We start from the raw sequence: 22,912 nt of genomic DNA on the forward strand, positions 1-22,912 counted from the left end.
CGGCAGCCGGCCCTGTCCCCAATGATCAGACCACAGCGGCTGGGGCTTACTCCGCCGCGCCCCACAGTGCCTTGCGGAGCAGCCGCTTTAATTCCTGCGACTCCTCCCCGGACAATGCGGTTAGCTGGTCCAGCTCCGCTGCGTCCAGCGCGGCGCGGGCCTTGGTGTGCATCTTCCGCCCCTCGGCGGTGGAGACGATGATCTTGGCCCGCCGGTCCTGCTTTCCCTGCGCCCGCTCCACGAGGCCGCGGCGCTCCAGGTCATCCACCAGCGTGACCACCTGGCTGGGGTCCAGGCTGAGGAAATCCGCCAGCTCCCGCTGCGTCGGCTCCAGCCCGCTGCATGCCAGCGTCAAGACGGAGAAGGAACGCTCCCGCAGGCCGAAGTCGGCAAGGGCCTTGTTGTTCAGCAGCGAGCCCGCGGCGTGCAGCTTGGCCAGCAGCAGGCCCACATCGTTGCCGATCCTGGCTGCCGCAAGGCGCGGGGTCTGAACGTCTGTGCCCAAGGTGGCCATCACAACTCCGGTACTGGTAAAAAACAATCGTTGACTTTTTCAATGATCCGTAATTTCATTGATTTCAACAAGGATCTCACACCCAAGTGAAACCATCCCAACGGCTTCGGCCGGCGCATGCGAAGGAGCAGGCTATGAGCTTGAACGGCAAGGTTGCTATCGTCACCGGAAGCGGGCAGGGCCTGGGCCTCGCCTACGCGAGGGAACTCGCACGCCAGGGCGCCGCCGTCGTCATCAACGACGTAAATGCGGAGACCGCTGCGCAGGCCGTCGCCCAGATCGAGGCGGACGGCGGCCGGGCCACCGCCGTCGTGGTTCCGGTAGGCACCACTGACGCAGCCAAGGCCTTGGTGGCAGGGGCCGTGGACACGTTCGGCCGGCTGGACATCCTGGTCACCAATGCCGGCATCCTCCGCGACAAGTCCCTGCTGAAGATGACGGACGAGGACTTCGACCTGGTGATCAACGTCCACCTGAAGGGCACCTTCACCTGCGTCCGCGAGGCCTTCGCCTACTTCAAGGAAAACAACATCCAGGGCCGGATCATCACCATCGGTTCCCCCACGGGGCAGCGCGGCAACTTCGGGCAGACCAACTATGCCGCCGCCAAGGCCGGCATCGTGGGCATGGTCCGCACCTGGGCGCTGGAAATGAAGAAGGCCGGCGTGACGGTCAACAGCGTCATCCCCGTCGCGGCAACCGCGATGACCAAGACCGTGCCGTACTTCCAGAAGGCAGTGGAAGCAGAGGAGCGCGGCGAGGCCATGCCGTCCTTCTTCCGGCACGACCTCGGCTTTGGAACAGCCGACGACGTCGCGGGGCTGGTTGCCTTCCTCGCCTCTGACGAGGCAGCCAACATCACCGGCCAGGCCATCGGTGCCGGCGGTGACCGCCTGCAGGTCTGGACCCACCCGGAGGCCACCGCCACCGAATACCGCGAGGGCGGCTGGAGCTACGAGGCGCTGTTGGACAACGCCGGCCGGCTCTTCACCGCGGACACGCTGCAAAGCTACGGGGAGGAATTCCTGCCCCTGCCCGCAGACCTCCAGCCCGAGCCCGCCGAGGCGCGCTGACCATGGCCGACCGTTACGAACTGGCCATCGACCCGGCCAAGCTCGACGCCGTCGACATGCACGTCCACCTCGAAGTGGACAGCTGCGGGCACGGTTCCCTGCCGGAGGAGTTGACCGAGGCCTCGGCCAAGTACTTCAAGGCCGAGGACCGCACCCCCTCCCTGGACCGGATCGCGGACATCTACCGCGAACTGAACATGGCCGCCGTCGTCTTCACCGTGGACGCCCGCACCCAGCTCAGGCACGAGCCCAACAGCATCCCGGAGCTCATTGCCGGGGCTGCCCGGAACAATGACGTGCTGATCCCGTTCGGCAGCGTCGACCCGCGAACCGGCGAGGACGCCATTGCCGGCGCCAAGCACCAGGCCACCGAGCTCGGTGCCCGCGGCTTCAAGTTCCACCCCTCCCTGCAGGGCTTCGACCCGTCCAACGAACGCTTCTACCCGTTGTGGGAGACGCTCCAGGAACTGGGCCTGCCCGCCATCTTCCACACCGGCCAGAACGGCATGGGCGCGGGCCTTCCCGGCGGGTATGGCATCAAGCTCGCCTACTCCAACCCGCTGCTGCTGGACGCCGTGGCCGCGGACTTCCCGGGCCTGCAGATCATCATGGCCCACCCCTCGGTGCCGTGGCAGGACGAGGCGAACTCCATTGCCACCCACAAGGCCAACGTCTTCATCGACCTCTCCGGCTGGTCACCCAAGTACTTCCCGGAATCCCTGGTGAAGGGGGCCAACTCCTACCTGCAGGACAAGGTGCTGTTTGGCACCGACTTCCCGCTGATCACGCCGCAGAAATGGCTCGGAGCTTTCGCGGACCTGCCGCTGAAGGACGAGGTCCGGCCCAAGATCCTCAAGGACAACGCCGTGCGGCTGCTGGGGCTGGGGGCCTGAGATGGGGATGACGACGACGGCGGAACGCGCCTTGGGTTCCAGGCTTTACGGCACGCCGGACTGGTACGACGCAGAGTCCCTGCTCACCGACGGCGAGCGCCAGGTCCTGGCCCGGCTGCGGAACTTCCTCGACACCCAGGCCAGGCCGCTGCTGGCCGAGTACTGGGAGCGGGGCGAATTCCCGGAGCAGCTGGCCAGGCCGCTGGTCGACCTGGACCTGATGGAACCTGCCGGACTAACTGAGGACGCCCCGGCCCGCGGGATCTACCACGGCTTCCGGATCTTCGAACTGGCCCGCACGGATGCGTCACTGGCCACCTGGTACACCGCCCAGGCCGGCCTGTTCCGCACCGCCATCCGGGTGGGAGCCTCCCCGCAACAACAGGCCGAGTGGATGCCCAAGGTCATCGACTTCTCCCTCAAAGGCGTGTTCTCGCTGACGGAGCCGGAGCATGGCTCGGACATTGCCGGCGGCTTGGCCACCACCGCCAGGCGTGACGCCGACGGAAGCTGGATCCTGGACGGTGCCAAGCGCTGGATCGGCGGCGCCGCCACTGCGGACGTGCTGGCAGTGTTCGCCCGGGACACCGCTGACGGACAGGTCAAGGCCTTCCTGGTGGACCGGACCGCGGAGGGCGTGACCCTGGAGAAGATCCAAGGGAAGACCTCGCTGCGGATGATGCAGAACGCCCACATCACCCTGGCGGGCGTCCGCGTCCCTGAGGCCATGCGACTGCAGAACGTGAACTCCTTCAAGGATGTTGCCGCGATGCTTCGGGCCATGCGCTCGGACGTGGCCTGGATCGCCACCGGTATCGCGGCTGGCGCGTTCGAAGCGGCGCTCGCCTACGTCAACGAGCGCCGGCAGTTCGGACGTACCCTCGGTTCCTTCCAGCTGGTCCAGGAAAAACTGGCCCGCATGCTGGGGAACGTCACCGCCAGCCTGTCCCTGGTGGTCCGCCTCACCGATCAGCAGGCCAAGGGCATCTACCGGGACCAGGACTCAGCCCTGGCCAAGATGCAGACCTCCCTCTTCATGCGCGACACCGTGGCCCTGGCCCGCGAAGTGGTGGGCGGCAACGGCATTACCCTCGCCGCCGACGTAGCCCGCTTCCATGCCGACGCCGAAGCCGTCTACTCCTACGAGGGCACGCACGACATCAACGCCCTCATCATCGGCCGGGCCCTCACCGGCGAAAGCGCCTTTACCCGCTAAGCCACAACCCCATTACCCAAACCAACTGCAACCAGGAGGCAACGATGCCCAATCTCGTCGTCGATTTCGACACCCTGCTCACCCTGTCCGGGAAGGATCTCGGCACCACCGACTACCGCCAGATCACCCAGGAACAGATCAATCTCTTTGCCGACGCCACGGACGACCACCAGTGGATCCACACCGATCCCGAACGCGCCAAGGACGGCCCTTTCGGTGCCCCCATCGCCCACGGCTTCCTTACCCTCTCCCTGATCATCCCGTTCTGGGGCGAGCTGTTCGACGTCGAGGGCGTCACCACCAAGGTCAACTACGGCCTGGACAAGGTCCGCTTCACCTCCCCAGTGACGGTGGGTTCCAAGGTGCGCATGCAGGCCACCATCGCCGACGTCACCGAGGTCAAGGGCGGCGCCCAGATCAAGGTCAACGCCACGATCGAAATCGAAGGCCAGGAACGCCCGGCCGTCGTGGCCGAATTCCTGGCCCGCTTCTACAAGTAGGCCTGCCCCTTAAACAACCAAACCCTTCAAGCAGGCCGTTTCACGCAGACGGCTTCTACAGGCAACCCCAAAAACCCCATTCCTCCATCCCATTCCCTCCGTCCCTAGGAACAGCCATGTCCGGACACACCACGCTCGCCTCAGCGGGCACGGCCGCAAAGCGCAAGGAAGCGCGCACGGTCATCCTGTCCAGCTATCTGGGCAGCACCATCGAGTTCTATGACTTCCTGCTGTACGCCACGGCGGCGGCAGTCGCCTTCCCGAAGGTCTTCTTCGCCGGAACGGACGAATGGGTGGGCGTCGTCGCCGCCTACGCCACCTTCGCCGCCGGCTACGTGGCCAGGCCGCTGGGCGGCGTCATCTTCGGCCACTTCGGGGACAAGGTGGGCCGCAAGGGGATGCTGATCATCTCCATGGCCATGATGGGCATCGCCTCAACGCTCATCGGCCTGATCCCCGGCGCCGGCGTGATCGGGCCGTGGGGCGCCGTCATCCTGGTGCTGCTGCGGGTCTGCCAGGGGATCGCCGTCGGCGGTGAATGGGGAGGCGCCGCGCTCATGGCGCTGGAGCACTCCGACCCCAAGCGGCGCGGCTTCGCGGCCTCCTTCGTCAACGCCGGGGCACCCACCGGCGCAGTGCTGGGCACCGTGGTGATGGGCATCTTCTCGGCCCTGCCGCAGGACGCCTTCCTGGCCTGGGGCTGGCGCGTGCCGTTCCTGCTGTCTTTCGTGCTCCTTATCGTGGGCATGTTCGTCCGCCTGCGGGTCTCCGAAAGCCCCATCTTCGCCGAAGCCGTGGCGAAGGAAGAGGCCCAGGGTGCCAAGCGCAAGATCCCGCTGCTGGACGTGCTGCGTCGGCCCAAGGCCCTGATCATGATCATGTTCGCCGGTGCCGCCGGATTCGGCCTCCAGGTGGTGCTGCCCACCTTCTCGGTGACCTACGCTGTGTCCAAGGGCGCACCGCAGCAGGGCGTGCTGTATGCCTTCGCGGGAGCCTCGGCCATCTCCATCATCTTCGTCCTGCTGGGTGGCCGCCTGTCCGACCGCCTCGGCCGCCGCCCCGTGATGATCGCCGGACTGGCCCTGTTCATCGCCTACCTGTTCCCCATGTTCGGCATGCTCGGCTCCGGCAACGTGGCCCTGGTTTTCGTGGCCTTCACCGTGGCACTCATCCTGCACTCGTCCCTGTACGGTCCGCTGGCGGCGTTCGTCTCCGAACAGTTCGGCACCACCTCCCGCTACACCGGTGCCGCGGTGGGCTACCAGCTGGCCACGCTCATCGGCGCAGGCTTCACCCCGGGCATCGTGGCCGGGCTCTACAAGGACTCCGGGCAGGACATCCTCCCCGTGGTGGTGTTCCTGTCGGTCATGGCACTCGTCTCGATTGTCTTCATCGCCCTGACGCGGGAATCTAAGAACAACGACCTCACCACGGTCCGTTAGGAGAACCATGGACAACAACGGAGTTGGCTCCTGGCTGCAGCGCCGCCGCCGGAAATCGGGTGCCCAGGCTGCACTTCTGTCCGGAGCAAGAACCCTGAGCTACGAGGAGCTCGCGGAACGTACCGACCGCCTGGCCAACGCACTCCGGGACAGGGGAGTGGCCAAGAATGACCGGGTGGCGTACCTGGGGGAGAACCACCCGTCCTTCGTGGAGACGTTCTTCGCCCGCGGGCTCCTGGGCGCCATCTTCGTGCCGCTCAACACCCGGCTCGCGCCACCCGAGCTGCAGTTCCAGCTGCAGGACTCCGGGGCCCTGCTGCTGGTCAATGCCGGTGCCCTGGAAGCGCCCGCTTCCGCCGCCGTGGAAGCCACTGGGGTGACCCACCGCCTTGTCATAGCGGCCGACGGCGGAACGGAACCTTCCGCTGCCACGCCACCGGCCGCCGTCGGGCACCCCGTAGTTGTCGACGACTATGAGGAGGCGTTGCAGGCTGCAGCGCCGGACTCCCTCGACGTCCCGGTGGAGCTCGATGACGGTGCGATGATCCTCTACACCTCGGGGACCACCGGCAAGCCCAAGGGTGCGCTGCTGACACACGGGAACATCACGTGGAACTGCATCAACACCATCGTGGACATGGACATCAACCGCAGCGACGTGGCGCTCATGATCTCGCCGCTGTTCCACGTGGCATCGCTGGACATGGGGCTGCTGCCGATGCTGCTCAAGGGTGCCACCGTGGTGCTGGAGGCCAAGTTCCACACCGCAAGGGTGCTGGAACTGATCCAGGAGCACAAGGTCACCACCCTCAACGGCGTGCCCACAACGTTCCAGCTGCTGTGCGAGGATCCAGGATGGGCCACGGCGGACCTCAGCTCCCTGGACAAGCTCACGTGCGGCGGCTCCGCCATTCCCCGCCCTGTCCTGGACGCGTACGAGGACCGCGGCATTGGGTTCACCAGCTGCTACGGCATGACCGAGACGGCGCCGGGGGCCACCATGCTTCCCGTGGACCGTTCCCGGGAGAAAGCCGGATCGGCGGGCCTGCCGCACTTCTTCACGGACGTCCGGATCGCCGATCCGATGGGCGGGGTTGCCGCGCCGGGCGAGGTCGGGGAGATCCAGGTCTCCGGCCCCAACGTGATCAAGGAATACTGGAACCGCCCGGAGGCCACCGGCGCCAGCTACTCCGACGGCTCCTGGTTCCGCTCCGGCGACATGGGCTACCGCGATGAGGAGGGCTTCCTGTTCGTCTCGGACCGGCTCAAGGACATGATCATCTCCGGCGGCGAGAACATCTACCCTGCGGAGGTGGAGGCCGTCATCGCCGAACACAGCGCCGTCAGCAGCGTAGCGGTCATCGGCGTCAGCGACGACAAATGGGGCGAGGTACCGCGGGCGGTGGTCACGCTGCGCGACGGCGCATCACTGACCGGGGAGCAGCTGCAAAGTTTCCTGGACGGCCGGCTTGCCCGCTACAAGATCCCCAAGTCTCTGGTGGTGGTGGATGACATGCCGCGCACGGCCAGCGGGAAAATCCGGAAGATGGAGCTCCGTAAACAGCTCTGACATGCGCTGCACAACGCCCGCCGCGGTATCCCGGGGCGGGCGTTGTGTTTTAAGGACGATGGAGCCCTGTCAAGCGGCCCGTCCTAGGGCGGCCACCTGCACTGTGACTCCAAGATCGCGGATGTTCTCCTGCATCTCCTGGGGCAGTTGGTCATCGGTGACTACGCCGTCCAGCCTTTCAAGGGGTGCCACATTGAAGCGCGATACCGTGCCGAACTTGGTGCTGTCCGCCAGCAGGAAGCACGACGACGAGGCCTCCAGGGCGGCCAGCTTCACTTCTACTTTGTCCATGACGGGCGTGGTGATGCCCCGGGCCATGTTCCACGTGCCGGTGCTGAGGAAGCACAGGTCGATGTTGATGGAGTGCACCACGTCGGCGGCGATTTTTCCGCAGCTCGAGGCGCTGGACGGATCCACCGCCCCGCCGGTATGGATGGTCTCGATGTGAGGGTACGTGAACAGGCTGGTGACCACGTAGAAATCATTGGTCACCACGGTAAGGCCCTGGCGCCCGGCGAGGTACGGCACCACCGACTGGCAGGTGGTGCCTGCGTCGAGGAAGATCACCATGCCGTCTTCCACTGACCCGGCAGCAAGCTCGGCAATGGCCTGCTTGCGCGGCAGTTCAAGCTGTGCGCGGAACTCGCGCTCGCGCGGAGGCTCCTGGCTGGTCCAGTCCGCGAGCCGGACGCCACCTTGCACTGATATCACTTGTCCCTGATCTTCCAAGGCCGTGATGTCCCGCCGGACCGTCATATGGGAGACGTTCATGTAGTCGGTAAGGCTGCGGATACTGAGGACGCCCTCCCGGCGCAACAGGCGCAGGATTTCCTGGTGGCGCTGCTCGGGGATCAGGGGCCGGGCGGTCGGGCTCACAGGCGGTTCTCCTTTGAAAATGAAGTACTTCCAGCTTAACAAGTTTTCACAGGGTGTTCCGCTTTGTGAATCTTTGGTCTAATCTCTTAAACGATGTTAAATAAATTTGAAACTCAGGAAACGATCATCCGCACTGGAGCCCTGCTCATCGCGCGGCTTGACTCTGCCGACGAGGCCTACCGGGTGTCCGAGGCCGCCATCGCAGGCGGTATCCGTGCGGTCGAAGTCCCGCTGACCGTTCCGGGCGCCCTGGGCGTCATTGAGCGTCTGGCCGACAAGTACGTCGACCAGGGCATCGTGGTCGGCGCGGGAACGGTGCTCGACGCCGAAGCCGCCTACGCGGCGATCTCGGCCGGAGCACGGCTGCTGGTCAGTCCGCAGCTGAATCCGAGGATGATCGCCACTGCCAACCGCTACCAGGTGGTCAGCGCGAGCGGCGCGTTCACGCCTACGGAGGTGCTTAACACCCTCGAAGCGGGCGCGGACATCGTCAAGCTCTTCCCCGCCGAGCTTGGCGGCCCTGCCTACGTAAAGACAATCCTCGCGCCGCTGCCGCAGGCGCCCGTCATGCCTTCCGGAGGCGTGAGTCCGGCCAACGTGGGCGAATGGTTCGCCGCGGGAGTCACCGCCGTTGGTGTCGGCAGCTTTGTCACCAAGGCAGCCCGGCAGGACGGCGACTACGGCAAGGTTGCGGAGGCTGCCCGCACCTTCCTCGCAGCAATTGAACAAGCCCGCCGCTAAGGCCGGCACCCCCAGTACCGGCAGTCGTTGCCGACAGAACACAAAGGAGTGAGCTGCATGAGCCAAGCTTCAGCAGAAATTGACGCGTCCACTGAAAAGCCCGGACGCAACGTGCGGATCAGGTGGTACCTCATCGCCCTGCTCGTCATCGGCGGCATCGTCAACTACCTGGACCGGAACAACCTCAGCATCGCCAACACCACGATTGCCAAGGAATTCGGGCTCAACGCCCTCCAAATGGGGCTGCTGCTGTCCGCCTTCTCCTGGCCTTATGCCATTGCCAACCTTCCGGCCGGGTACCTGGTGGACCGGTTTGGGCCTAAGAAGATGTTCGCCTGGGCCGCAGGGCTGTGGTCTATCGTCTCTATGCTTTCCTCCCTGGCCAACTCCTTCGGGTTCCTTTATGCCGCCCGTGTTGCCTTGGGCGTCGCAGAGTCGCCGTTCTTCACGTCGGGGCTCAAGGTGGCTGACAAGTGGTTCAACAAAACCGAGCGTGCGCTGCCCGTCTCCATCGTTAACACCGGTTCACAGATCGCCAATGCCATTGCGCCGCCGCTCCTGACCTTCCTCATGCTGACCATGAGCTGGCGCGGCATGTTCCTGGTCGTCGGCGCGCTCGGCATCGTCATTGCCCTGGTCTGGCTCCGCGTCTACCGCGACCCCACGCTGAAGGAACAGTTCATCATCAAGGGTGCGGAATTCGAAGCGCAGCTTCAGCCCAAGGAGAAGCAGGCCGGATGGGGCGAGCTTCTCACCAAGAAGAACACATGGTTCATGGTCATTGGCGCTTTTGGCATCTTCTACACCGTCTGGGTCTACCTCACCTGGCTTCCCAGCTACCTGCAGACCGCACGCGGATTCAGCCTTAGCCAAATCGGTTGGCTGGCAGGACTGCCGTTCCTCTGCGGCATCGCCGGCGTGCTGGCCGGCGGTATCTTCTCAGGCAAGGCCATCGCCCGCGGCATCCCTGTCGTCCGTGCCCGAAAGATCCCAATTGTGGGCGGTGCGTTGCTCGCCGCCGCCGCCGTGCTGCCGGTGGCTTACGTGGAAAATACTGCCCTGGCAATCGTGCTGCTGTCCCTGGGCTACTTCGCGGCCCAAGTACCTATCGGTGTGCTCTGGACCCTGGCGTCGGATATTGCGGAACCCAACCAAGTGGCCTCCCTTGGCGCCATCCAGAACTTTGGCGGATTCCTGGGGGCTGCAGTGGCGCCGATCGTTACCGGCCTTATCCTTGATGCCACCGGCGGCAACTACACCATGGTGTTCCTGATTGGCGGTGTGCTGCTGATTGTGGGCGCCGTGTCATACGGCTTCTTCGTCAAGGACCGCCGCAAGCCGGTCGCGGCGTAACGCCCGCATTCCTGGCATCCCACAAGCCACAGTTCGAGGAAGAACAAGCAGTGACCAGTATCCCCAAAGTGTTCTTTGTGATCGGCCCGGCAGGCTCTGGAAAATCAAGTGTCAGCCGCCACCTTGCGGAGCGGTTCGGCGCGGCGCACATCGACAAAGACACCGCCACCATCCGCTTCACCGAACTGCTTCTGAAACTCAACGGTTCGGACCCGAACGAGCGGGACAACAATGAGTTCTACCAAAACGTCATCATGCCGCTGGAGTACGCGTCCATCCTGGACCTGACGCGCGACAACTTGCGGGCGGGCAACTCGGTAGTGCTGGACGCTCCCTTCGGCCGGTTCTTCCCCGACGATGACTACCTAGCCAAGGTCCGGGCCGAGCACCAGTGGCCCGAGGCCGAACTCATCGTGGTCCACGTCCGGCTGGCAGGGGAGGCCCTGCGTCGGCGCCTCATCGCGCGCGGGTACCCGCGCGATGAGTGGAAGCTGGCCAACTGGGAAACGTTCTGGTCGGGGGCCCAGGGCGACTCCTGCCGGTGGAAGGAGGCGCGCCACCTGGATTTCGATAACAGCGGCGCTGCCGTCGACGTTACTTCCTTTGCGGCGGCGGTGACCACCGGGGCTGCCTAGGAGCGGGGGAAGGGGTGGACGACGGCGGAGAACCCGCCGTCGTCCACTGTTCTTTTCCCAAGCGGAGGCGCAGTTTGCCGGCCGGTATGCTTTCGCCGTCATTACCGATCGCGGTCATCAATTGGCGGGACCTGCCACCCGGTGACAGCATGGTTAGATGCTTGAGGCAACTAAACCCCGGAATTCGCCCGACAAGGCCCCCGCCAACCCCGCGCTGGAAGCGGAAAGCAGGATCGCGCGCATCGCCGTGACGGTGTTCCCGATCCTGGTGGTGGTCGCGGGAGTCGTTGGCTTCCTGCTTCCCGGCGCCTTCAAACCTTTGGGGCCGGCCGTGCCCTACCTGCTCGGCATCATCATGTTCTGCATGGGCCTGACGCTGACCCCGCCGGACTTCGCCGCCGTGGCCAAGCGCCCGTGGGCCGTGGCGCTGGGAATTGTGGCGCACTACATCATCATGCCCGGCGCAGGCTGGCTGATCGCAGGCGCCCTGAACCTGGAACCCGAACTGGCCGTGGGGGTCATCCTGGTGGGCTGCGCGCCTTCCGGAACCGCCTCGAACGTGATGGCGTTCCTGGCCAAGGGCGACGTAGCCCTGTCGGTGGCGGTAGCGTCCGTCTCCACCCTGATCGCCCCCATCGTCACCCCGCTGCTCGTCCTGTTCCTGGCAGGCTCCTACCTTTCGATCGATGCCGCCGGCATGGTGGGGGACATCGTCAAAACCGTGCTGCTGCCGGTGGTCGCCGGCCTCCTGGCCCGGCTCTTCCTCAAGAAGCTTGTCGCCAAGGTGCTGCCGGCACTGCCGTGGGCGTCCGCCGTCGTGATCTCCCTGATCGTGGCCATCGTGGTTGCCGGCAGCGCCAGCAAGATCGTCGCCGCCGGTGCCATCGTGTTCCTCGCCGTGGTGCTGCACAACGGCTTCGGCCTCGGGCTGGGCTACCTGGCCGGGAAACTGGGCCGGCTGGACGACAAAGCCCGCCGCGCCCTGGCCTTCGAAGTGGGTATGCAGAACTCCGGCCTGGCCGCCACACTGGCCACCGCCCACTTCAGCCCCCTCGCAGCACTGCCCTCCGCCGTGTTCTCGCTATGGCACAACATCTCCGGGGCAATCGTGGCTGCCTGGCTGGCCCGCCGCCCCCTGCAGGACACGCCCCTGCAGGACACGCCGCTTACGGACAAGCGCGCCTGACCTGCACCGTCACCGCCGAATGACCCCATAAACCCTTTGTTTCCAATGCCCCGTTCTGGGTAAAGGACCCGGTAGGGGCAGCGCCGCCCGCACTGCCCCGGCCAATTCCGGACGGGAGAGGGACAGATGGCTCAGATCGACCGAATAGCTGAACCATGGGGGACGCGGACGCCGTACGGCGCCGGGAATGAATGGCCGGTCAGGGTGGACACCCACCTGGCCGAGGGGGTGGCCCCGGAGGATGTGGACGCCTGGGTGCAGACGGCGTCGCTGCTGCACTCGAACGGCGACGCCATGGACATAGCAGTCAAGGACAACCGGATTGTCGGCGTCCGGGGACGGGCGGTGGACAGGGTGAACCACGGCCGCCTGGGACCGAAGGACCTGTACGGGTGGCAGGCGAACGCATCGCCGGACCGGCTCACCAAGCCGCTGATCCGCGAGGGCGGGAAGCTGGTGGAGACGGACTGGGACACCGCCATGCAGCGCGTGGTGGACCGTTCGAAGGCGTTGCTGGCGGAGCAAGGGCCCAGCGCCATCGGCTTCTACACCACCGGCCAGCTGTTCGCCGAGGAGTACTACACGCTGGGGACCATAGCGCACGGCGGCATCGGCACCAACCACGTGGACGGAAACACGCGGCTGTGCACGGCAACGGCAGCCGAGGCGCTGAAGGAATCTTTCGGCTGCGACGGCCAGCCGGGCTCCTACACCGATGTGGACCACGCCGACGTCATCGCCCTGTACGGGCACAACGTGGCGGAAACCCAGACTGTCCTGTGGACCCGGATGCTGGACCGCCTGGCAGGGCCCAACCCGCCCAGCATCATCTGCGTGGACCCGCGCCTGACCCCCGTGGCCAAGGCCGCCACCGTGCACCTGGCACCGCGCCCGGGCACCAACGTGGCCCTGATGAACGGCATCCTGCATGAGATCATCTCCAACGGCTGGGTGGACCAGGAGTACATCCAGGCCCACACCGTGGGGTTCTCCGAGCTCGAAAAAGAGGTCAAGAACTACCCTCCGGCCGTGGTTGCGGAAATTTGCGGCGTCCCGGCGGAGCAAATCTCCGAAGCGGCCAGCATCATCGGCCACGCCAAACGGCTCCTGTCCACGGTGCTGCAGGGCTTCTACCAATCGAACCAGGGCACCGCCGCCGCGGTGCAGGTGAACAACATCAACATCATCCGCGGCATGCTGGGCAAGCCGGGCTGCGGCATCCTGCAGATGAACGGCCAGCCCACTGCCGAAAACACGCGCGAGTGCGGGGCTGACGGGGACTTGGCCGCCTTCCGGAACTGGTCCAACGACGCCCACGTCAAGGATCTCGCCCGGGTGTGGAACATCGACCCCATGTCGATCCCGCACTACTCGCCGCCCACGCACGTCATGCAGATGATGCGGTACGCGGAGGACGGCTCCATCAGGATGCTGTGGGTCAGCGGCACCAACCCCGCCGTCTCATTGCCCGAACTGGCGCGGGTCCGCAGCATCCTGAAGCAGGAGCGGCTGTTCCTGGTGGTGCAGGACATCTTCCTGTCGGAGACGGCCCAGCTGGCCGACGTCGTGCTCCCTGCCGCCACCTGGGGCGAAAAAACGGGGACCTTCACCAACGTGGACCGCACGGTCCACCTTTCGGAAAAAGCCGTGGACCCGCCCGGTGAGGCCCGGCCCGACCTGGACATCTTCATCGACTACGCGCACCGCATGGGCCTGAAGGACAAGGACGGTCAGCCGCTGATCAAGTGGCACGACCCCGAGTCCGCCTTCGAAGCCTGGAAGGAATGCTCCCGCGGGCGTCCCTGCGACTACACCGGCATCACCTACGGCAAGCTGCGCGGCGGCTCCGGCATCCAGTGGCCGTGCAACGAGGAGAACCCGGAGGGCACCGAACGGATCTACGCTGACGGAAAGTTCTGGGCCCACCCGGAGTACTGCGAGACCTACGGCCGCGACCTGATCACCGGCGCGCCCGTGGACCCGTCCGAGTACAAGGCCCTCAACCCGGAGGGCAAGGCCATCATCAAGGCCGCCGAATACGTGCCGCCGCACGAGCTGCCGAGCCAGGACTTCCCGCTCCAGCTCATTACCGGGCGCACGCTCTACCAGTTCCACACGCGTACCAAGACGGGCAGGGCCCCGGAACTGCAGGCGGCCGCGCCTGACGTCTGGGTGGAGTTGTCAGCGGACGACGCCGGCAGCTACGGGATTGCCGAGGGGGACCTTGCGGAGGTGGAGACACCGCGTGGTTCGGTCCGTGCGCGCGTCCGGATCAGCGGGATCAGGAACGGGGTCCTGTTCCTGCCCTTCCACTACGGCTACTGGGACACCGACGGCGGGCACCAGCCCGACGGGGCAGGAAGGGCCGCGAACGAACTGACCATCACCGACTGGGACGCCGCATCCAAGCAGCCCATCTTCAAGACGGCAGCCGCCCGCATCACCCGGATTTCCGCCGGCGACGGGCCGTCGCCAGCGCCCACCACCACGGCGTCGGCGCCCGCAGGCGGCTTCCCGGATGAGGCCAGGACCAAGGGAATCACATCCGCCTTGGCCGACGAAGCCGGCGGCACGGAAGGAGGAGCGCGATGAAATTCGGACTCGTATTGAAGGAACTGCACCGCTCCGAAAACGAGCTGGCGCACCACCTGCTGGTCATCTCGGAACGCCACAAGGTGGACCACGAGATCTACCACCTGGCCCGGGACCTTTCACGCTGGTCGCAGCAGCACGTCCGGGACATCGCGGCGCTTGCCGGGAACTACGGCGAGAACCTGGATCCGGAACCGCGCAGCGAGGCGGGGCTGATGGAGACCCTGCGGGAGAAGGGCAGTGAGATGGTGGGCCGGCGGCCGGAAACGGGGATGCTGCTGCTGCGCGACCTGCGGGAAGTCTACCTGCAGGCGTGCGGCGTATCCGCGGACTGGGAGCTGCTGGCCCAGGCCGCCCAGGGGATGAAGGACCAGGACCTGCTGGGCTTGGCGGAGAAATGCCATCCGCAAACGATCCGGCAGATGAAGTGGGCCAACGGCAAGCTGAAGGAATCCGCCACCCAGGTGCTGGTCAGCTAAGTTCCCTGTCAGCCACGTTCCGGGTCAGCCAGGTTCCCCGTCAGCTGTGTTGGCGGGCCGCCTGCAGGTGCGCCACCAGGGCCTGCATCTGCTGGGCGGTCCAGGGCAGGGCCTTGCTCAGTTCGGCGCTGTTCTCGTTCCACATGGTGCGGGCGGCGGCTTTGGTGCCCTCGCTGCTGTGGAAACGGGAGCCCAGCTCATCCCAGCGCTGCACCAGGTCCGTGGCCTCCGGGCTGCCGGCGGGGACACCGGCGTCGACCTGGCGCAGGCCCTCCTCGACCAGGCCAGCCCACTCGGTCCGTGACTCCTCCATGGCCTCCTGCCCCAACCCGGCCCGCCGTTCGTCGAGTTCGCGGCGCTGGTCCTCGGTGAAGTAGTTCCCGAACATCGTCATCCTTTCCAGAACGGTCATGAAATAGGCGGGCTCGGCATGCCCGTGGCTGCTGATGCGTTCCAGCAGCTCCCGGATGGTCCGCTGCAGCTGCTTCAGCTGCAGCGCCTGATCGTCCAGCGCGGCCAGCTGCCGGAGCAGCAGCCTTTGCAGGGAACCGGGACCGGCACCGTCCAGCGCGGTGGCGATGTCGCCAAGCGGCACCCCCAGGCTCCGCAGAGTCCGGATGCAGTACAACCGCCGCAGGTCCTGTTCGGTGTAGCGGCGGTGGCCGGCAGCCGTGCGGACAGTTGCCCGGAGCAGGCCGATGCTGTCGTAGTAGTGGAGCGCTCGGACCGTCACACCGGTTGCCGCCGCCAGCTCCCCGATGCTCCATAACGCTTCACCATGTTGTTCCATACCGACCACGGTAGATCCTGACGCCGCGCCAGGTTCAAGCCCGGTGGAGGGGCAGCCGCAGGGCAACAGTGGTCCGGTGAACCAGGTGCCGCAGGCGGCATTCCCCCGCTATCCCTCACATTCCTTGCAGTATTTCTTGCCGTCTTTTTCCCGGGCAAGCTGGCTGCGGTGGTGGACCAGGAAGCAGGACATGCACGTGAATTCGTCCGCCTGCACCGGCACCACCTGGATGAGGAGCTCCTCGTTGGAGAGGTCGGCGCCGGGCAGCTCGAAGCTGTCCGCGAGGTCCGTCTCGTCCACGTCGGGGGTGGCCTCCCGGCGGCCGGACTTATCGGACTTCAGCTCCTCCAGGGCGACATTCGGCTCTTCCTCGGGAGTCACCCGCGGAGCGTCGTAGTCAACTGACATGTGGTGGTTCTCCTGTCGACTTTCTTTCTGGTTATCCGGGACTGGATTCTAGACTGCCGTCTTCGGAATCCGGTCCTGAACAGATCGACAACGCAGGGCGGCCCCAACTAATTCCCTGCCAGCTTCGCGTCCGTGGATCAGCTGAAATCCGTGCCTGCCAGGCGTGCACAGGCTTCCCACAGCCGCCGCCGCGCCTCCGGGTCTGAACCCATGCCGGGGGTAGGAAGTTGCTTCCGGCCTGCCCACAACTTGCCGGTGACCGCTGCCGTTTCAGGTGCCACGGCGAGCCAGAGCGGTGTGTCTGCCGCCCGCTCCGCCGTCTTTCCCAGTGTGTTCGTGATCCACCGGAACGGGCCGCCCACGTCCTGCAGCAGGCCCGTGTTCCTCACCAGCCCCGGGTGGACGGCGTTGACCACCACGCCTGTTCCGCGCAGCCGTTCGGCAAACTCCTGGGTCAGCAGGACCCGGCCCAGCATGGTGGGCGGCGTGGAACGGAGGAAGCTGTATTTTCCCTTGGCTGTCTGCAGGTCATCGAAGGGGATTCTGACGTTTCCATACTTGGACGCAATGTTGACGATCCGTGAGGGCAGGGCAGCGGTGGCACTTTTCCTGAGCTCCTCCAGCAGGAGGCCGGTAACCAGGAAGTAGGACATCACGTTGGTGGCGAAGGTGAGTTCCAGCCCTTCGGCGGTTTCGTGGCGTTCCTTCCGGAACACGCCCGCGGCGTTCACCAGTATGTCCAGCCTGCCGTGACGGGAACGGAACCCGTCCACGGCGGCGCGGATAGAGGACTGCAGGGACAGGTCACAGGCGAGCGGCTCAAGGTCCGCGCCTGGAACGCGTGTCCGGATATCTGCCATCGCCGCCTGGGCACGCGCCTCGCTCCGGCCCACGACGACAACGGTGGCCCCTGCGCCGGCGAGGCCGGCGGCCACTGCCTGCCCGATGCCTCCGGTCGCGCCGGTCACCAATGCAATGCGTCCGTCCAGCCGTGCCATCCCGCCGCCTCCAGGTAATCCCATCCTCCGGGACTATCCCAGCACTGTTCGGAGCATGTGGCCAGAGCCTGCCGGACCGCAACCGTGGGCTTTTCAGGATGCCTGTGGCGTGGTGATGCCCCTGGTCACCTTGCGTATCTCCTCATGTTTCAGTCCGCTGGCGGCGGCGAGTTGGTAGTCGTCCAGGAGGCGCAGCTTCCGTGCCGTGGCGAGCACCCCGGCGCGGGTTTGTTCGACGGCGGTACGCGCCGCCTCGACGGATTCCACCTCCGCTGCAAGCGTGGTGATGGTCCTTAGATGGGCTTCGGGGGATTGCCCGGAAGGATAGAGTTCGTCCTGCGCCCCGATAACACGGACCGTTGCGGCAGGCAGTCCGGCAGCCCTGGCAAGCGGGGCTACCTTCACCCCGTCACAAAAGGCCTGGGCAACGCGTTCATTGAGCTCCAGGGAAAGCGCACGCAGCCGGCTTGACCGCAGGGAAATCATGCGTTTGTGCTGCGCCAGGAGGGACAGGAGCTCTTCCGCCCGGGCCACTGCAGGGTCCGGTGCGGGGACGCCCCGGTAGCGGTAACGGCTCCCCACAGCCGCCGAAGGGGAAATTGACCGCTCGTATGACTGTGTCCGGGCCACCTCTGCTCCTGTCTTGGCCGCGCAACCCCGTCGTGGTCGACGGGTCCAACCAGCACGCTACGCCGCGCCAAAGCACGGGAGCCAATACCAATAACGCGTGGTGCGATAGGCAAAACTTCTGGCTGCCGGGTCATAAGGGCTGCTTATCCGTCCACGCACTTTAGGTCTTATCCAAGCCGGTCGTTCCTTCCTTACGCTCGAATGAACCACACTCATCCGTCCCGGAACCCTGGAAGAGACCATGCCTGAATTCGTGCCCGCATCACGTGTAACCCGTATCAAATCCTCGCCCAGTGTTGCCGCGGCCGCCCGTGTGCGGGAACTCAAGGCCGAGGGGCGCCGGATCCTGGACCTGACCGTGGGCGAACCGGATTTCGATACCCCGCAGCACATCAAGGACGCGGCGATCGCGGCCATCGGCCGCGGTGAAACGAAGTACACGTCGGTCAACGGGACGCCGAAACTCCAGAAGGCCATCCTGCAGACGCTGGAGCGCAGGACGGGCCAGCAGTACACCCCGGCCGAAATCACCATCGGCGGCGGCGGAAAGCAGGTCATCTTCACGGCATTCATGGCCACCCTCGACCAGGGCGACGAGGTTGTCATTCCGGCGCCGTACTGGGTCTCCTACCCGGACATGGTGCTGGCCAACGAGGGCACCCCCGTGATTGTCCCCTGCGGCGAAGAAATCGGGTTCAAGCTCACCCCCGCGGCCCTGGCTCAGGCCCTGACGGAGCGCACCAAGTGGCTCATCCTCAACACGCCCTCCAACCCCACGGGAGCCGTCTATTCCCGGGAGGAACTGGCTGGCCTCGCCGCCGTCCTTAAGGACCACCCCTCCGTCTACGTGCTCACGGACGAGATCTACGACGAAATCCACTTCGGCGAAGAGCCGATCACCAGCCTCGTGGCCGTGGCGCCCGAGCTCAAGGACCGGGTGCTGGTCACCAACGGCGTCTCCAAAGCCTACGCAATGACAGGGTGGCGGCTGGGGTACGCCGGCGGACCGGCGCCGCTGGTGGCGGCCATCAACAAGCTGCAGTCCCAGATGTCGTCCTGCCCGTCGTCCGTCAGCCAGGCGGCCGCTGCCGCCGCGCTGACCGGGAACCAGGCATTTGTCCGCGAAAGCGTGGAGGTCTACCGGGAGCGGCGCGATGCGGCAGTCGCCGGGCTCAACGCCGTCGAGGGCCTGCAATGCCCGACGCCGGAGGGCGCCTTTTACGCGTACGTCAACTGCGCCGGGGTCATCGGAAAGACGACGCCCGAAGGCCGGCAGATCACCAATGACGAGGACTTCACGCTCTACCTGCTGGATGCCGCCTCGGTGGCCGTCATCCAAGGCTCGGCCTACGGCCTGGGCCCCTACTTCCGGATCTCCTACGCCACCGCGCTGCCAGTGATCGAGGAATCCATCGCCGCCATCGAAAAAGCCGTCCAGGCACTGTCCTGACACACCCCAACCAGTTTCCCAGGAGTAATCGCATGATCCACGTCAAGACGAAATTCGACCGCCCTTCGGAGGACGCCATCCAGCGCCTTTCCAGGTTCTCCTCCGCCACCGTCCACGAAGCGCAGGGCCGCAAGGGCGCCCTGAGCTCCAGGATCAAACCCATCGACCGCAGCATGACCTTCTGCGGGCCGGCTGTCACGGTGGTGTGTGCCCCGAGGGACAACCTCATGCTCCAGGTGGCCATCCACTATGCGCAAAAGGGCGATGTTGTCCTGGTCTCGGCCGGCGAATACGAGGAAGCCGGAACGTTCGGCGACGTGCTGGGCAACGCCATGAAAGCAAAGGGCCTGGCCGCAATGGTCACCGACTCCGGCGTGCGCGACACCAAGGACCTCATCGAACTTGGCCTGCCGGTCTTCTCCGGCAGCGTCTGCATCAAGGGAACCGTCAAGGAAACCATCGGCCCCATCAACCATCCCGTAGTGTTCGGCGACGAAATCGTCTACCCGGGGGACGTCCTGCTCGGCGACGCCGACGGCGTGGTGGTGGTCCGCAAGGACGAAATCGAGGAAGTCATCCAGCTGGCGCAGGCGCGCGTCGACGCAGAGGACGACCTCATCCGACGCTACAAACAAGGCAGCACCACCATCGAGCTGTGCAAGCTGACGGACGTCCTCAAGGCCAAGGGCCTGCTGGTGGAGGACGCCGAACTGGAGCCCGTACTGTAGTCCGGCATCGATGCCTTTAAACCACAAGGCCCGGGTTCCTTCGGGAACTCCGGGCCTTACCCCTGGCCTCTTGTCTTTGTAGAGCTGTGGGTCAATTGATTCCAGGCAGGCGGTAGGCCGGCGGACCTGCTTGTGAATCGTCCAGGTACCACATGGTGGAACCGCGTTTGCCGGGGGGCATCATGCTTCCCTCGAATACGAACACCGGCTCATTAGCGGGTCCGTCCTCCGGCCGCCAGAAACCGTTGGCGGGGCAATGCGAACCGGTGCTTGCCTTCAATTGGATTTTTCGTTCTGATGCTTTCCGGTACTGCGGTCCGGTGATCTTTTTCATGGCGGGCTCCAAGGAATCTAAGGCCGAGGTAACCGCTGTTGCAGCGGACCTTTATGGTTTTATCCTAGAGCCGCAAAAATTCCTTGAATAAGACAAAACAGGAGTGCCCTGATAAGCCCTTCTTATGATGCATCCTGCGCATTGGCGCGAATCGGCGAATATTTGCTGCGCAGCATTTCCTGCAGCATTTCCTTCAGCACCAGCAGGACCGCGGAGCCCGCCTCGGACAACGGCTCGTGGTCAGGAGTGCAGAGGGCGATCTTGCACTGCAGCGCGGGGTCGGTGATTCGCAGGACCCGGAAGTCCTCTTCATGGAAGAGGGCATCCGCGGCCGACTTGGGCAGGATGGTGGCCCCGAGATCCGTGCGCAGCAACCGCGTAAGGGATGGCACGGATTCCACCTCGCCCACCAGCTTGAGCTTCATGCCCTTGCCTTCGATGCCGGCCTGCACCACCTGGCGCAGCGTGTGGATCTGTTCCGGCAGGAAGAGGCCCACGGTGGCGACTTCTTCCAGAGTGATGGTTTCCGCATCAGCAGCGACCGGCAGTTCACGCCGGGAGTTCACGATCAGGTACAGGTCCTCCACGATCAGCGTGGTGAACTGCACCCCGCGGATAGGGCCTGGCTCGTAGATAAGCGCCATGTCGAGGCGCCCATTCTTGATGGCCTCGCTGAGAACGCCCCCGTAAATCTCAGTCACATGGAGGACGATGTCCGGGTAGCGCCTGCCCACTTCGCTGATGATCTGCGGGGTCAGGCTGGAGGCCATGCTGTAGGGGGCGATGGCGATCGATACGCGGCCGGACGGGGCTGCGCCGGAGGCTGCCACGTCCAACCGGGCCTGCTCCACCAGCCGAAGGATGGACTGGGCATGCCTGTACAGGGTGTGTCCCGCTGCAGTTGGCTTCACGCCCTGCTTGCTGCGTATCAGCAGCCGCTGCTTCAGCTCCGATTCCAGGGCGGAAACCTGCTGGCTCAGGGCTGGCTGGGCAACATGCAGCGCCGAAGCGGCTTTGGTGATGCTCCCTGAATCCACGATCTGCACAAAGTACGCAAGCTTCCGCGTATCCATGCCGCCTTCTCTCTTTGCGGCGCCCTGAATCCGTGTGGGTCATAACCGGATGCTATGGAGGGATACGCAACAGGTCTTTGCGTGATGCACATCTCCGACCTTATGTTGAACCCAGAGCGCTATTTCACTGGCAGTACATTCTAACCCCAGACAGACATGCAATTTCACGATGACGTCAAACGCATTCTGCATGGAAAGGCATTTAATCGAAATAGACGCCTTCTTTTACATTTTCGAAATACGCCCACCGTAGCTTCGGAACATTCAGGATCCGCAGCCAACCGCCCGGATTCTTCTTAGGAAAGAGACGCAAATGCGAGCAACCATCAAAAGGAAAATGGCGGCTGTGGCCGCGCTTTCCGCAGCAATGTTGGCAATGTCCGGCTGCGGGGGAAGCAGCGACGCGGCCAAGGCCGGCAGCGCCACATCCGGGGAAGTAAACCTGATTGCCTACTCCGGCGTATGGCAGGACCAGTACAACGCGGCAGTGATCGAACCCTTCAAGGCCAAGTACCCGGACATCAAGATCAACTACGCCTCCAAGCGTTCATCCGCCGAAATGCTCAGTGCCCTCCAGGGCCAGAAGAACAGCCCGACCACGGACGTCGCCATCATGGACAACTCAGTCTCCACAACTGGCAACAAGCAGGGATTGTTCGAAAAGGTCACACCCGACGCCATCCCGAACCTCGCCAACGTGCCTGAAAAGTTCCGTGACAAGGACGGATACGGTCCCGTGGCCATGCTCGATGCCGTCGGCCTGGTCTATGACACCGCCACCTTCCCCAAGGCCCCGGACAGCTGGAACGTCCTGTGGGACCCTGCGTATGCAGGAAAAATCAATGTCAACGCCCCGCCCTCGCTCCTGGGCCTGTCCCTGACGGCGATCACATCCAAGATGCAGGGTGAGGATTACACGAAGGGCATTGACGGCGCTGTTGCCCGCCTTAAGGAGCTCGCCCCCAGTGTCCAGACCTTCGCGCCCAACCCGGACGAGTACCAGAACGTCATAACGGGACAGACGGTGCTGGGACTGGGCCAGAACGCCCGGGGCCAGTTCTACAGCGACCAAAGCAACAAGAAAATGGGCGTCACCTTCCCCAAGGAAGGCACGGTCTACCAGATCAACACCGTGAACCTGGTCAAGGACGCCCCGCACTCAGCCGCGGCCACGACCTTCATCAACTACGCGCTGTCCGCCGAAGCCCAGACGGCTTTCGCCAAGGCTCTCTTTTACGCCCCGTCCGTGACGAACGCGCACCTGCCTGCCGATGTCAAAGCACGCGTGGTGCCCACCGACGGTTCCCTGAACATCGTCCCCCTCGACGTTGATTTCCTCTCCTCGGCCCGCGACAAGTGGACCGACACCTGGAAGCGCCAGATCATCACCAAGTAGCGCCCCGGCGCCCCTCCCCACCTTCCCCCTTCAGG

General features: G+C 64.9%; 23 protein-coding genes. 15 read left to right on the top strand and 8 right to left on the bottom strand.

The features are described 5' to 3' along the window. Positions 1 to 46: 46 nt before the first annotated feature. Positions 47 to 514: a MarR family winged helix-turn-helix transcriptional regulator gene (locus tag K4G53_RS08290; protein WP_221385236.1), complete on the bottom strand. Its 468-nt coding sequence runs from the start codon at positions 512 to 514 to the stop codon at positions 47 to 49. Between the two features lie 134 nt (positions 515 to 648). Between K4G53_RS08290 and K4G53_RS08295 the strand changes: the two genes are divergently transcribed. From K4G53_RS08295 to menE, 6 genes are all read left to right on the top strand, one after another. Beyond that, positions 649 to 1,587 carry an SDR family NAD(P)-dependent oxidoreductase gene (locus K4G53_RS08295; protein WP_221385237.1) on the top strand — a complete coding sequence of 313 codons (939 nt, stop codon included), beginning with the start codon at positions 649 to 651 and terminating at the stop codon, positions 1,585 to 1,587. A gap of 2 nt (positions 1,588 to 1,589) precedes the next feature. Continuing rightward, entirely contained in the window at positions 1,590 to 2,480 is an 891-nt protein-coding gene (locus K4G53_RS08300) for an amidohydrolase family protein (protein WP_221385238.1), read from the top strand. A 7-nt stretch (positions 2,481 to 2,487) separates the two neighbouring features. Further along, complete coding sequence (locus K4G53_RS08305; RefSeq protein ID WP_374226157.1) at positions 2,488 to 3,696, top strand: acyl-CoA dehydrogenase family protein; 1,209 nt, start codon at positions 2,488 to 2,490, stop codon at positions 3,694 to 3,696. 44 nt (positions 3,697 to 3,740) lie between these two features. Further along, on the top strand, positions 3,741 to 4,196 hold the full coding sequence (locus tag K4G53_RS08310) for a MaoC family dehydratase (protein ID WP_221385240.1): 456 nt from the start codon (positions 3,741 to 3,743) through the stop codon (positions 4,194 to 4,196). 116 nt (positions 4,197 to 4,312) lie between these two features. Continuing rightward, a complete protein-coding gene (locus K4G53_RS08315; protein ID WP_221385241.1) occupies positions 4,313 to 5,638 on the top strand; it encodes an MFS transporter in 1,326 nt (441 codons plus the stop codon). A gap of 7 nt (positions 5,639 to 5,645) precedes the next feature. Next, on the top strand, positions 5,646 to 7,208 hold the full coding sequence (gene menE, locus K4G53_RS08320) for an o-succinylbenzoate--CoA ligase (RefSeq protein ID WP_221385242.1): 1,563 nt from the start codon (positions 5,646 to 5,648) through the stop codon (positions 7,206 to 7,208). 69 nt (positions 7,209 to 7,277) lie between these two features. Here menE and K4G53_RS08325 read toward each other — a convergent pair whose 3' ends face one another. Beyond that, a complete protein-coding gene (locus tag K4G53_RS08325; RefSeq protein WP_308287850.1) occupies positions 7,278 to 8,084 on the bottom strand; it encodes a DeoR/GlpR family DNA-binding transcription regulator in 807 nt (268 codons plus the stop codon). A gap of 93 nt (positions 8,085 to 8,177) precedes the next feature. Here K4G53_RS08325 and K4G53_RS08330 point away from each other — a divergent pair, with 93 nt between their 5' ends. The 6 genes from K4G53_RS08330 (at position 8,178) to K4G53_RS08355 (ending at position 15,070) form a co-directional block, all read left to right on the top strand. Further along, positions 8,178 to 8,825, top strand: coding sequence for a bifunctional 4-hydroxy-2-oxoglutarate aldolase/2-dehydro-3-deoxy-phosphogluconate aldolase (locus K4G53_RS08330; protein WP_221385243.1), 648 nt, complete (start codon positions 8,178 to 8,180; stop codon positions 8,823 to 8,825). 57 nt (positions 8,826 to 8,882) lie between these two features. Then, the gene (locus K4G53_RS08335; protein WP_221385244.1) at positions 8,883 to 10,178 is read left to right on the top strand and encodes an MFS transporter; all 1,296 of its coding nucleotides are present in this window, start codon (positions 8,883 to 8,885) and stop codon (positions 10,176 to 10,178) included. Between the two features lie 50 nt (positions 10,179 to 10,228). Further along, complete coding sequence (locus tag K4G53_RS08340; protein ID WP_308287851.1) at positions 10,229 to 10,813, top strand: AAA family ATPase; 585 nt, start codon at positions 10,229 to 10,231, stop codon at positions 10,811 to 10,813. Between the two features lie 157 nt (positions 10,814 to 10,970). Further along, on the top strand, positions 10,971 to 11,999 hold the full coding sequence (locus K4G53_RS08345) for a bile acid:sodium symporter family protein (RefSeq protein ID WP_221385245.1): 1,029 nt from the start codon (positions 10,971 to 10,973) through the stop codon (positions 11,997 to 11,999). Between the two features lie 126 nt (positions 12,000 to 12,125). Then, positions 12,126 to 14,591 carry a molybdopterin oxidoreductase family protein gene (locus tag K4G53_RS08350; protein ID WP_221385246.1) on the top strand — a complete coding sequence of 822 codons (2,466 nt, stop codon included), beginning with the start codon at positions 12,126 to 12,128 and terminating at the stop codon, positions 14,589 to 14,591. Beyond that, positions 14,588 to 15,070: a hypothetical protein gene (locus K4G53_RS08355; RefSeq protein WP_221385247.1), complete on the top strand. Its 483-nt coding sequence runs from the start codon at positions 14,588 to 14,590 to the stop codon at positions 15,068 to 15,070. The genes K4G53_RS08350 and K4G53_RS08355 overlap by 4 nt, the downstream gene beginning before the upstream one ends. Positions 15,071 to 15,110: 40 nt before the next feature. Here the strand turns inward: K4G53_RS08355 and K4G53_RS08360 are convergent, their stop codons facing one another. The 4 genes from K4G53_RS08360 to K4G53_RS08375 form a co-directional block, all read right to left on the bottom strand. After that, positions 15,111 to 15,860, bottom strand: coding sequence for a MerR family transcriptional regulator (locus tag K4G53_RS08360; protein ID WP_221385248.1), 750 nt, complete (start codon positions 15,858 to 15,860; stop codon positions 15,111 to 15,113). 108 nt (positions 15,861 to 15,968) lie between these two features. After that, entirely contained in the window at positions 15,969 to 16,268 is a 300-nt protein-coding gene (locus tag K4G53_RS08365) for a DUF4193 domain-containing protein (protein WP_221385249.1), read from the bottom strand. Positions 16,269 to 16,405: 137 nt separating this feature from the next. Beyond that, complete coding sequence (locus K4G53_RS08370; protein WP_221385250.1) at positions 16,406 to 17,266, bottom strand: SDR family NAD(P)-dependent oxidoreductase; 861 nt, start codon at positions 17,264 to 17,266, stop codon at positions 16,406 to 16,408. Positions 17,267 to 17,359: 93 nt separating this feature from the next. Further along, on the bottom strand, positions 17,360 to 17,896 hold the full coding sequence (locus K4G53_RS08375; RefSeq protein WP_260323441.1) for a hypothetical protein: 537 nt from the start codon (positions 17,894 to 17,896) through the stop codon (positions 17,360 to 17,362). Between the two features lie 241 nt (positions 17,897 to 18,137). On the opposite strand from K4G53_RS08375, the gene K4G53_RS08380 reads away from it, so the two are divergent. After that, positions 18,138 to 19,346: an aspartate transaminase gene (locus K4G53_RS08380; RefSeq protein WP_221385251.1), complete on the top strand. Its 1,209-nt coding sequence runs from the start codon at positions 18,138 to 18,140 to the stop codon at positions 19,344 to 19,346. 32 nt (positions 19,347 to 19,378) lie between these two features. After that, the gene (locus K4G53_RS08385; RefSeq protein WP_221385252.1) at positions 19,379 to 20,074 is read left to right on the top strand and encodes a 4-carboxy-4-hydroxy-2-oxoadipate aldolase/oxaloacetate decarboxylase; all 696 of its coding nucleotides are present in this window, start codon (positions 19,379 to 19,381) and stop codon (positions 20,072 to 20,074) included. Between the two features lie 91 nt (positions 20,075 to 20,165). Here K4G53_RS08385 and K4G53_RS08390 read toward each other — a convergent pair whose 3' ends face one another. After that, positions 20,166 to 20,408, bottom strand: coding sequence for a hypothetical protein (locus tag K4G53_RS08390; protein WP_221385253.1), 243 nt, complete (start codon positions 20,406 to 20,408; stop codon positions 20,166 to 20,168). Positions 20,409 to 20,530: 122 nt separating this feature from the next. Further along, positions 20,531 to 21,481 carry a nitrogen assimilation transcriptional regulator NAC gene (gene nac / locus K4G53_RS08395; protein WP_221385254.1) on the bottom strand — a complete coding sequence of 317 codons (951 nt, stop codon included), beginning with the start codon at positions 21,479 to 21,481 and terminating at the stop codon, positions 20,531 to 20,533. A 313-nt stretch (positions 21,482 to 21,794) separates the two neighbouring features. Here nac and K4G53_RS08400 point away from each other — a divergent pair, with 313 nt between their 5' ends. Further along, on the top strand, positions 21,795 to 22,877 hold the full coding sequence (locus K4G53_RS08400) for an ABC transporter substrate-binding protein (RefSeq protein ID WP_221385255.1): 1,083 nt from the start codon (positions 21,795 to 21,797) through the stop codon (positions 22,875 to 22,877). Positions 22,878 to 22,912: the final 35 nt, after the last annotated feature.

Source organism: Arthrobacter sp. MAHUQ-56, from assembly GCF_019710585.1.
In the GTDB taxonomy this organism is placed as follows: domain Bacteria; phylum Actinomycetota; class Actinomycetes; order Actinomycetales; family Micrococcaceae; genus Arthrobacter.

Excerpts from the sequence above, each read along its gene's own strand:
- K4G53_RS08365 (WP_221385249.1), bottom strand. The coding sequence starts at position 16,268 with ATGTCAGTTGACTACGACGCTCCGCGGGTGACTCCCGAGGAAGAGCCG.
- K4G53_RS08370 (WP_221385250.1), bottom strand. The coding sequence starts at position 17,266 with ATGGCACGGCTGGACGGACGCATTGCATTGGTGACCGGCGCGACCGGA.
- K4G53_RS08360 (WP_221385248.1), bottom strand. The coding sequence starts at position 15,860 with ATGGAACAACATGGTGAAGCGTTATGGAGCATCGGGGAGCTGGCGGCG.
- K4G53_RS08345 (WP_221385245.1), top strand. The coding sequence starts at position 10,971 with ATGCTTGAGGCAACTAAACCCCGGAATTCGCCCGACAAGGCCCCCGCC.
- K4G53_RS08350 (WP_221385246.1), top strand. The coding sequence starts at position 12,126 with ATGGCTCAGATCGACCGAATAGCTGAACCATGGGGGACGCGGACGCCG.
- K4G53_RS08305 (WP_374226157.1), top strand. The coding sequence starts at position 2,488 with ATGACGACGACGGCGGAACGCGCCTTGGGTTCCAGGCTTTACGGCACG.
- menE (WP_221385242.1), top strand. The coding sequence starts at position 5,646 with ATGGACAACAACGGAGTTGGCTCCTGGCTGCAGCGCCGCCGCCGGAAA.
- K4G53_RS08355 (WP_221385247.1), top strand. The coding sequence starts at position 14,588 with ATGAAATTCGGACTCGTATTGAAGGAACTGCACCGCTCCGAAAACGAG.
- K4G53_RS08335 (WP_221385244.1), top strand. The coding sequence starts at position 8,883 with ATGAGCCAAGCTTCAGCAGAAATTGACGCGTCCACTGAAAAGCCCGGA.
- K4G53_RS08310 (WP_221385240.1), top strand. The coding sequence starts at position 3,741 with ATGCCCAATCTCGTCGTCGATTTCGACACCCTGCTCACCCTGTCCGGG.
- K4G53_RS08300 (WP_221385238.1), top strand. The coding sequence starts at position 1,590 with ATGGCCGACCGTTACGAACTGGCCATCGACCCGGCCAAGCTCGACGCC.
- K4G53_RS08400 (WP_221385255.1), top strand. The coding sequence starts at position 21,795 with ATGCGAGCAACCATCAAAAGGAAAATGGCGGCTGTGGCCGCGCTTTCC.
- K4G53_RS08385 (WP_221385252.1), top strand. The coding sequence starts at position 19,379 with ATGATCCACGTCAAGACGAAATTCGACCGCCCTTCGGAGGACGCCATC.
- K4G53_RS08380 (WP_221385251.1), top strand. The coding sequence starts at position 18,138 with ATGCCTGAATTCGTGCCCGCATCACGTGTAACCCGTATCAAATCCTCG.
- K4G53_RS08315 (WP_221385241.1), top strand. The coding sequence starts at position 4,313 with ATGTCCGGACACACCACGCTCGCCTCAGCGGGCACGGCCGCAAAGCGC.
- K4G53_RS08330 (WP_221385243.1), top strand. The coding sequence starts at position 8,178 with ATGTTAAATAAATTTGAAACTCAGGAAACGATCATCCGCACTGGAGCC.
- K4G53_RS08295 (WP_221385237.1), top strand. The coding sequence starts at position 649 with ATGAGCTTGAACGGCAAGGTTGCTATCGTCACCGGAAGCGGGCAGGGC.
- nac (WP_221385254.1), bottom strand. The coding sequence starts at position 21,481 with ATGGATACGCGGAAGCTTGCGTACTTTGTGCAGATCGTGGATTCAGGG.
- K4G53_RS08390 (WP_221385253.1), bottom strand. The coding sequence starts at position 20,408 with ATGAAAAAGATCACCGGACCGCAGTACCGGAAAGCATCAGAACGAAAA.
- K4G53_RS08290 (WP_221385236.1), bottom strand. The coding sequence starts at position 514 with ATGGCCACCTTGGGCACAGACGTTCAGACCCCGCGCCTTGCGGCAGCC.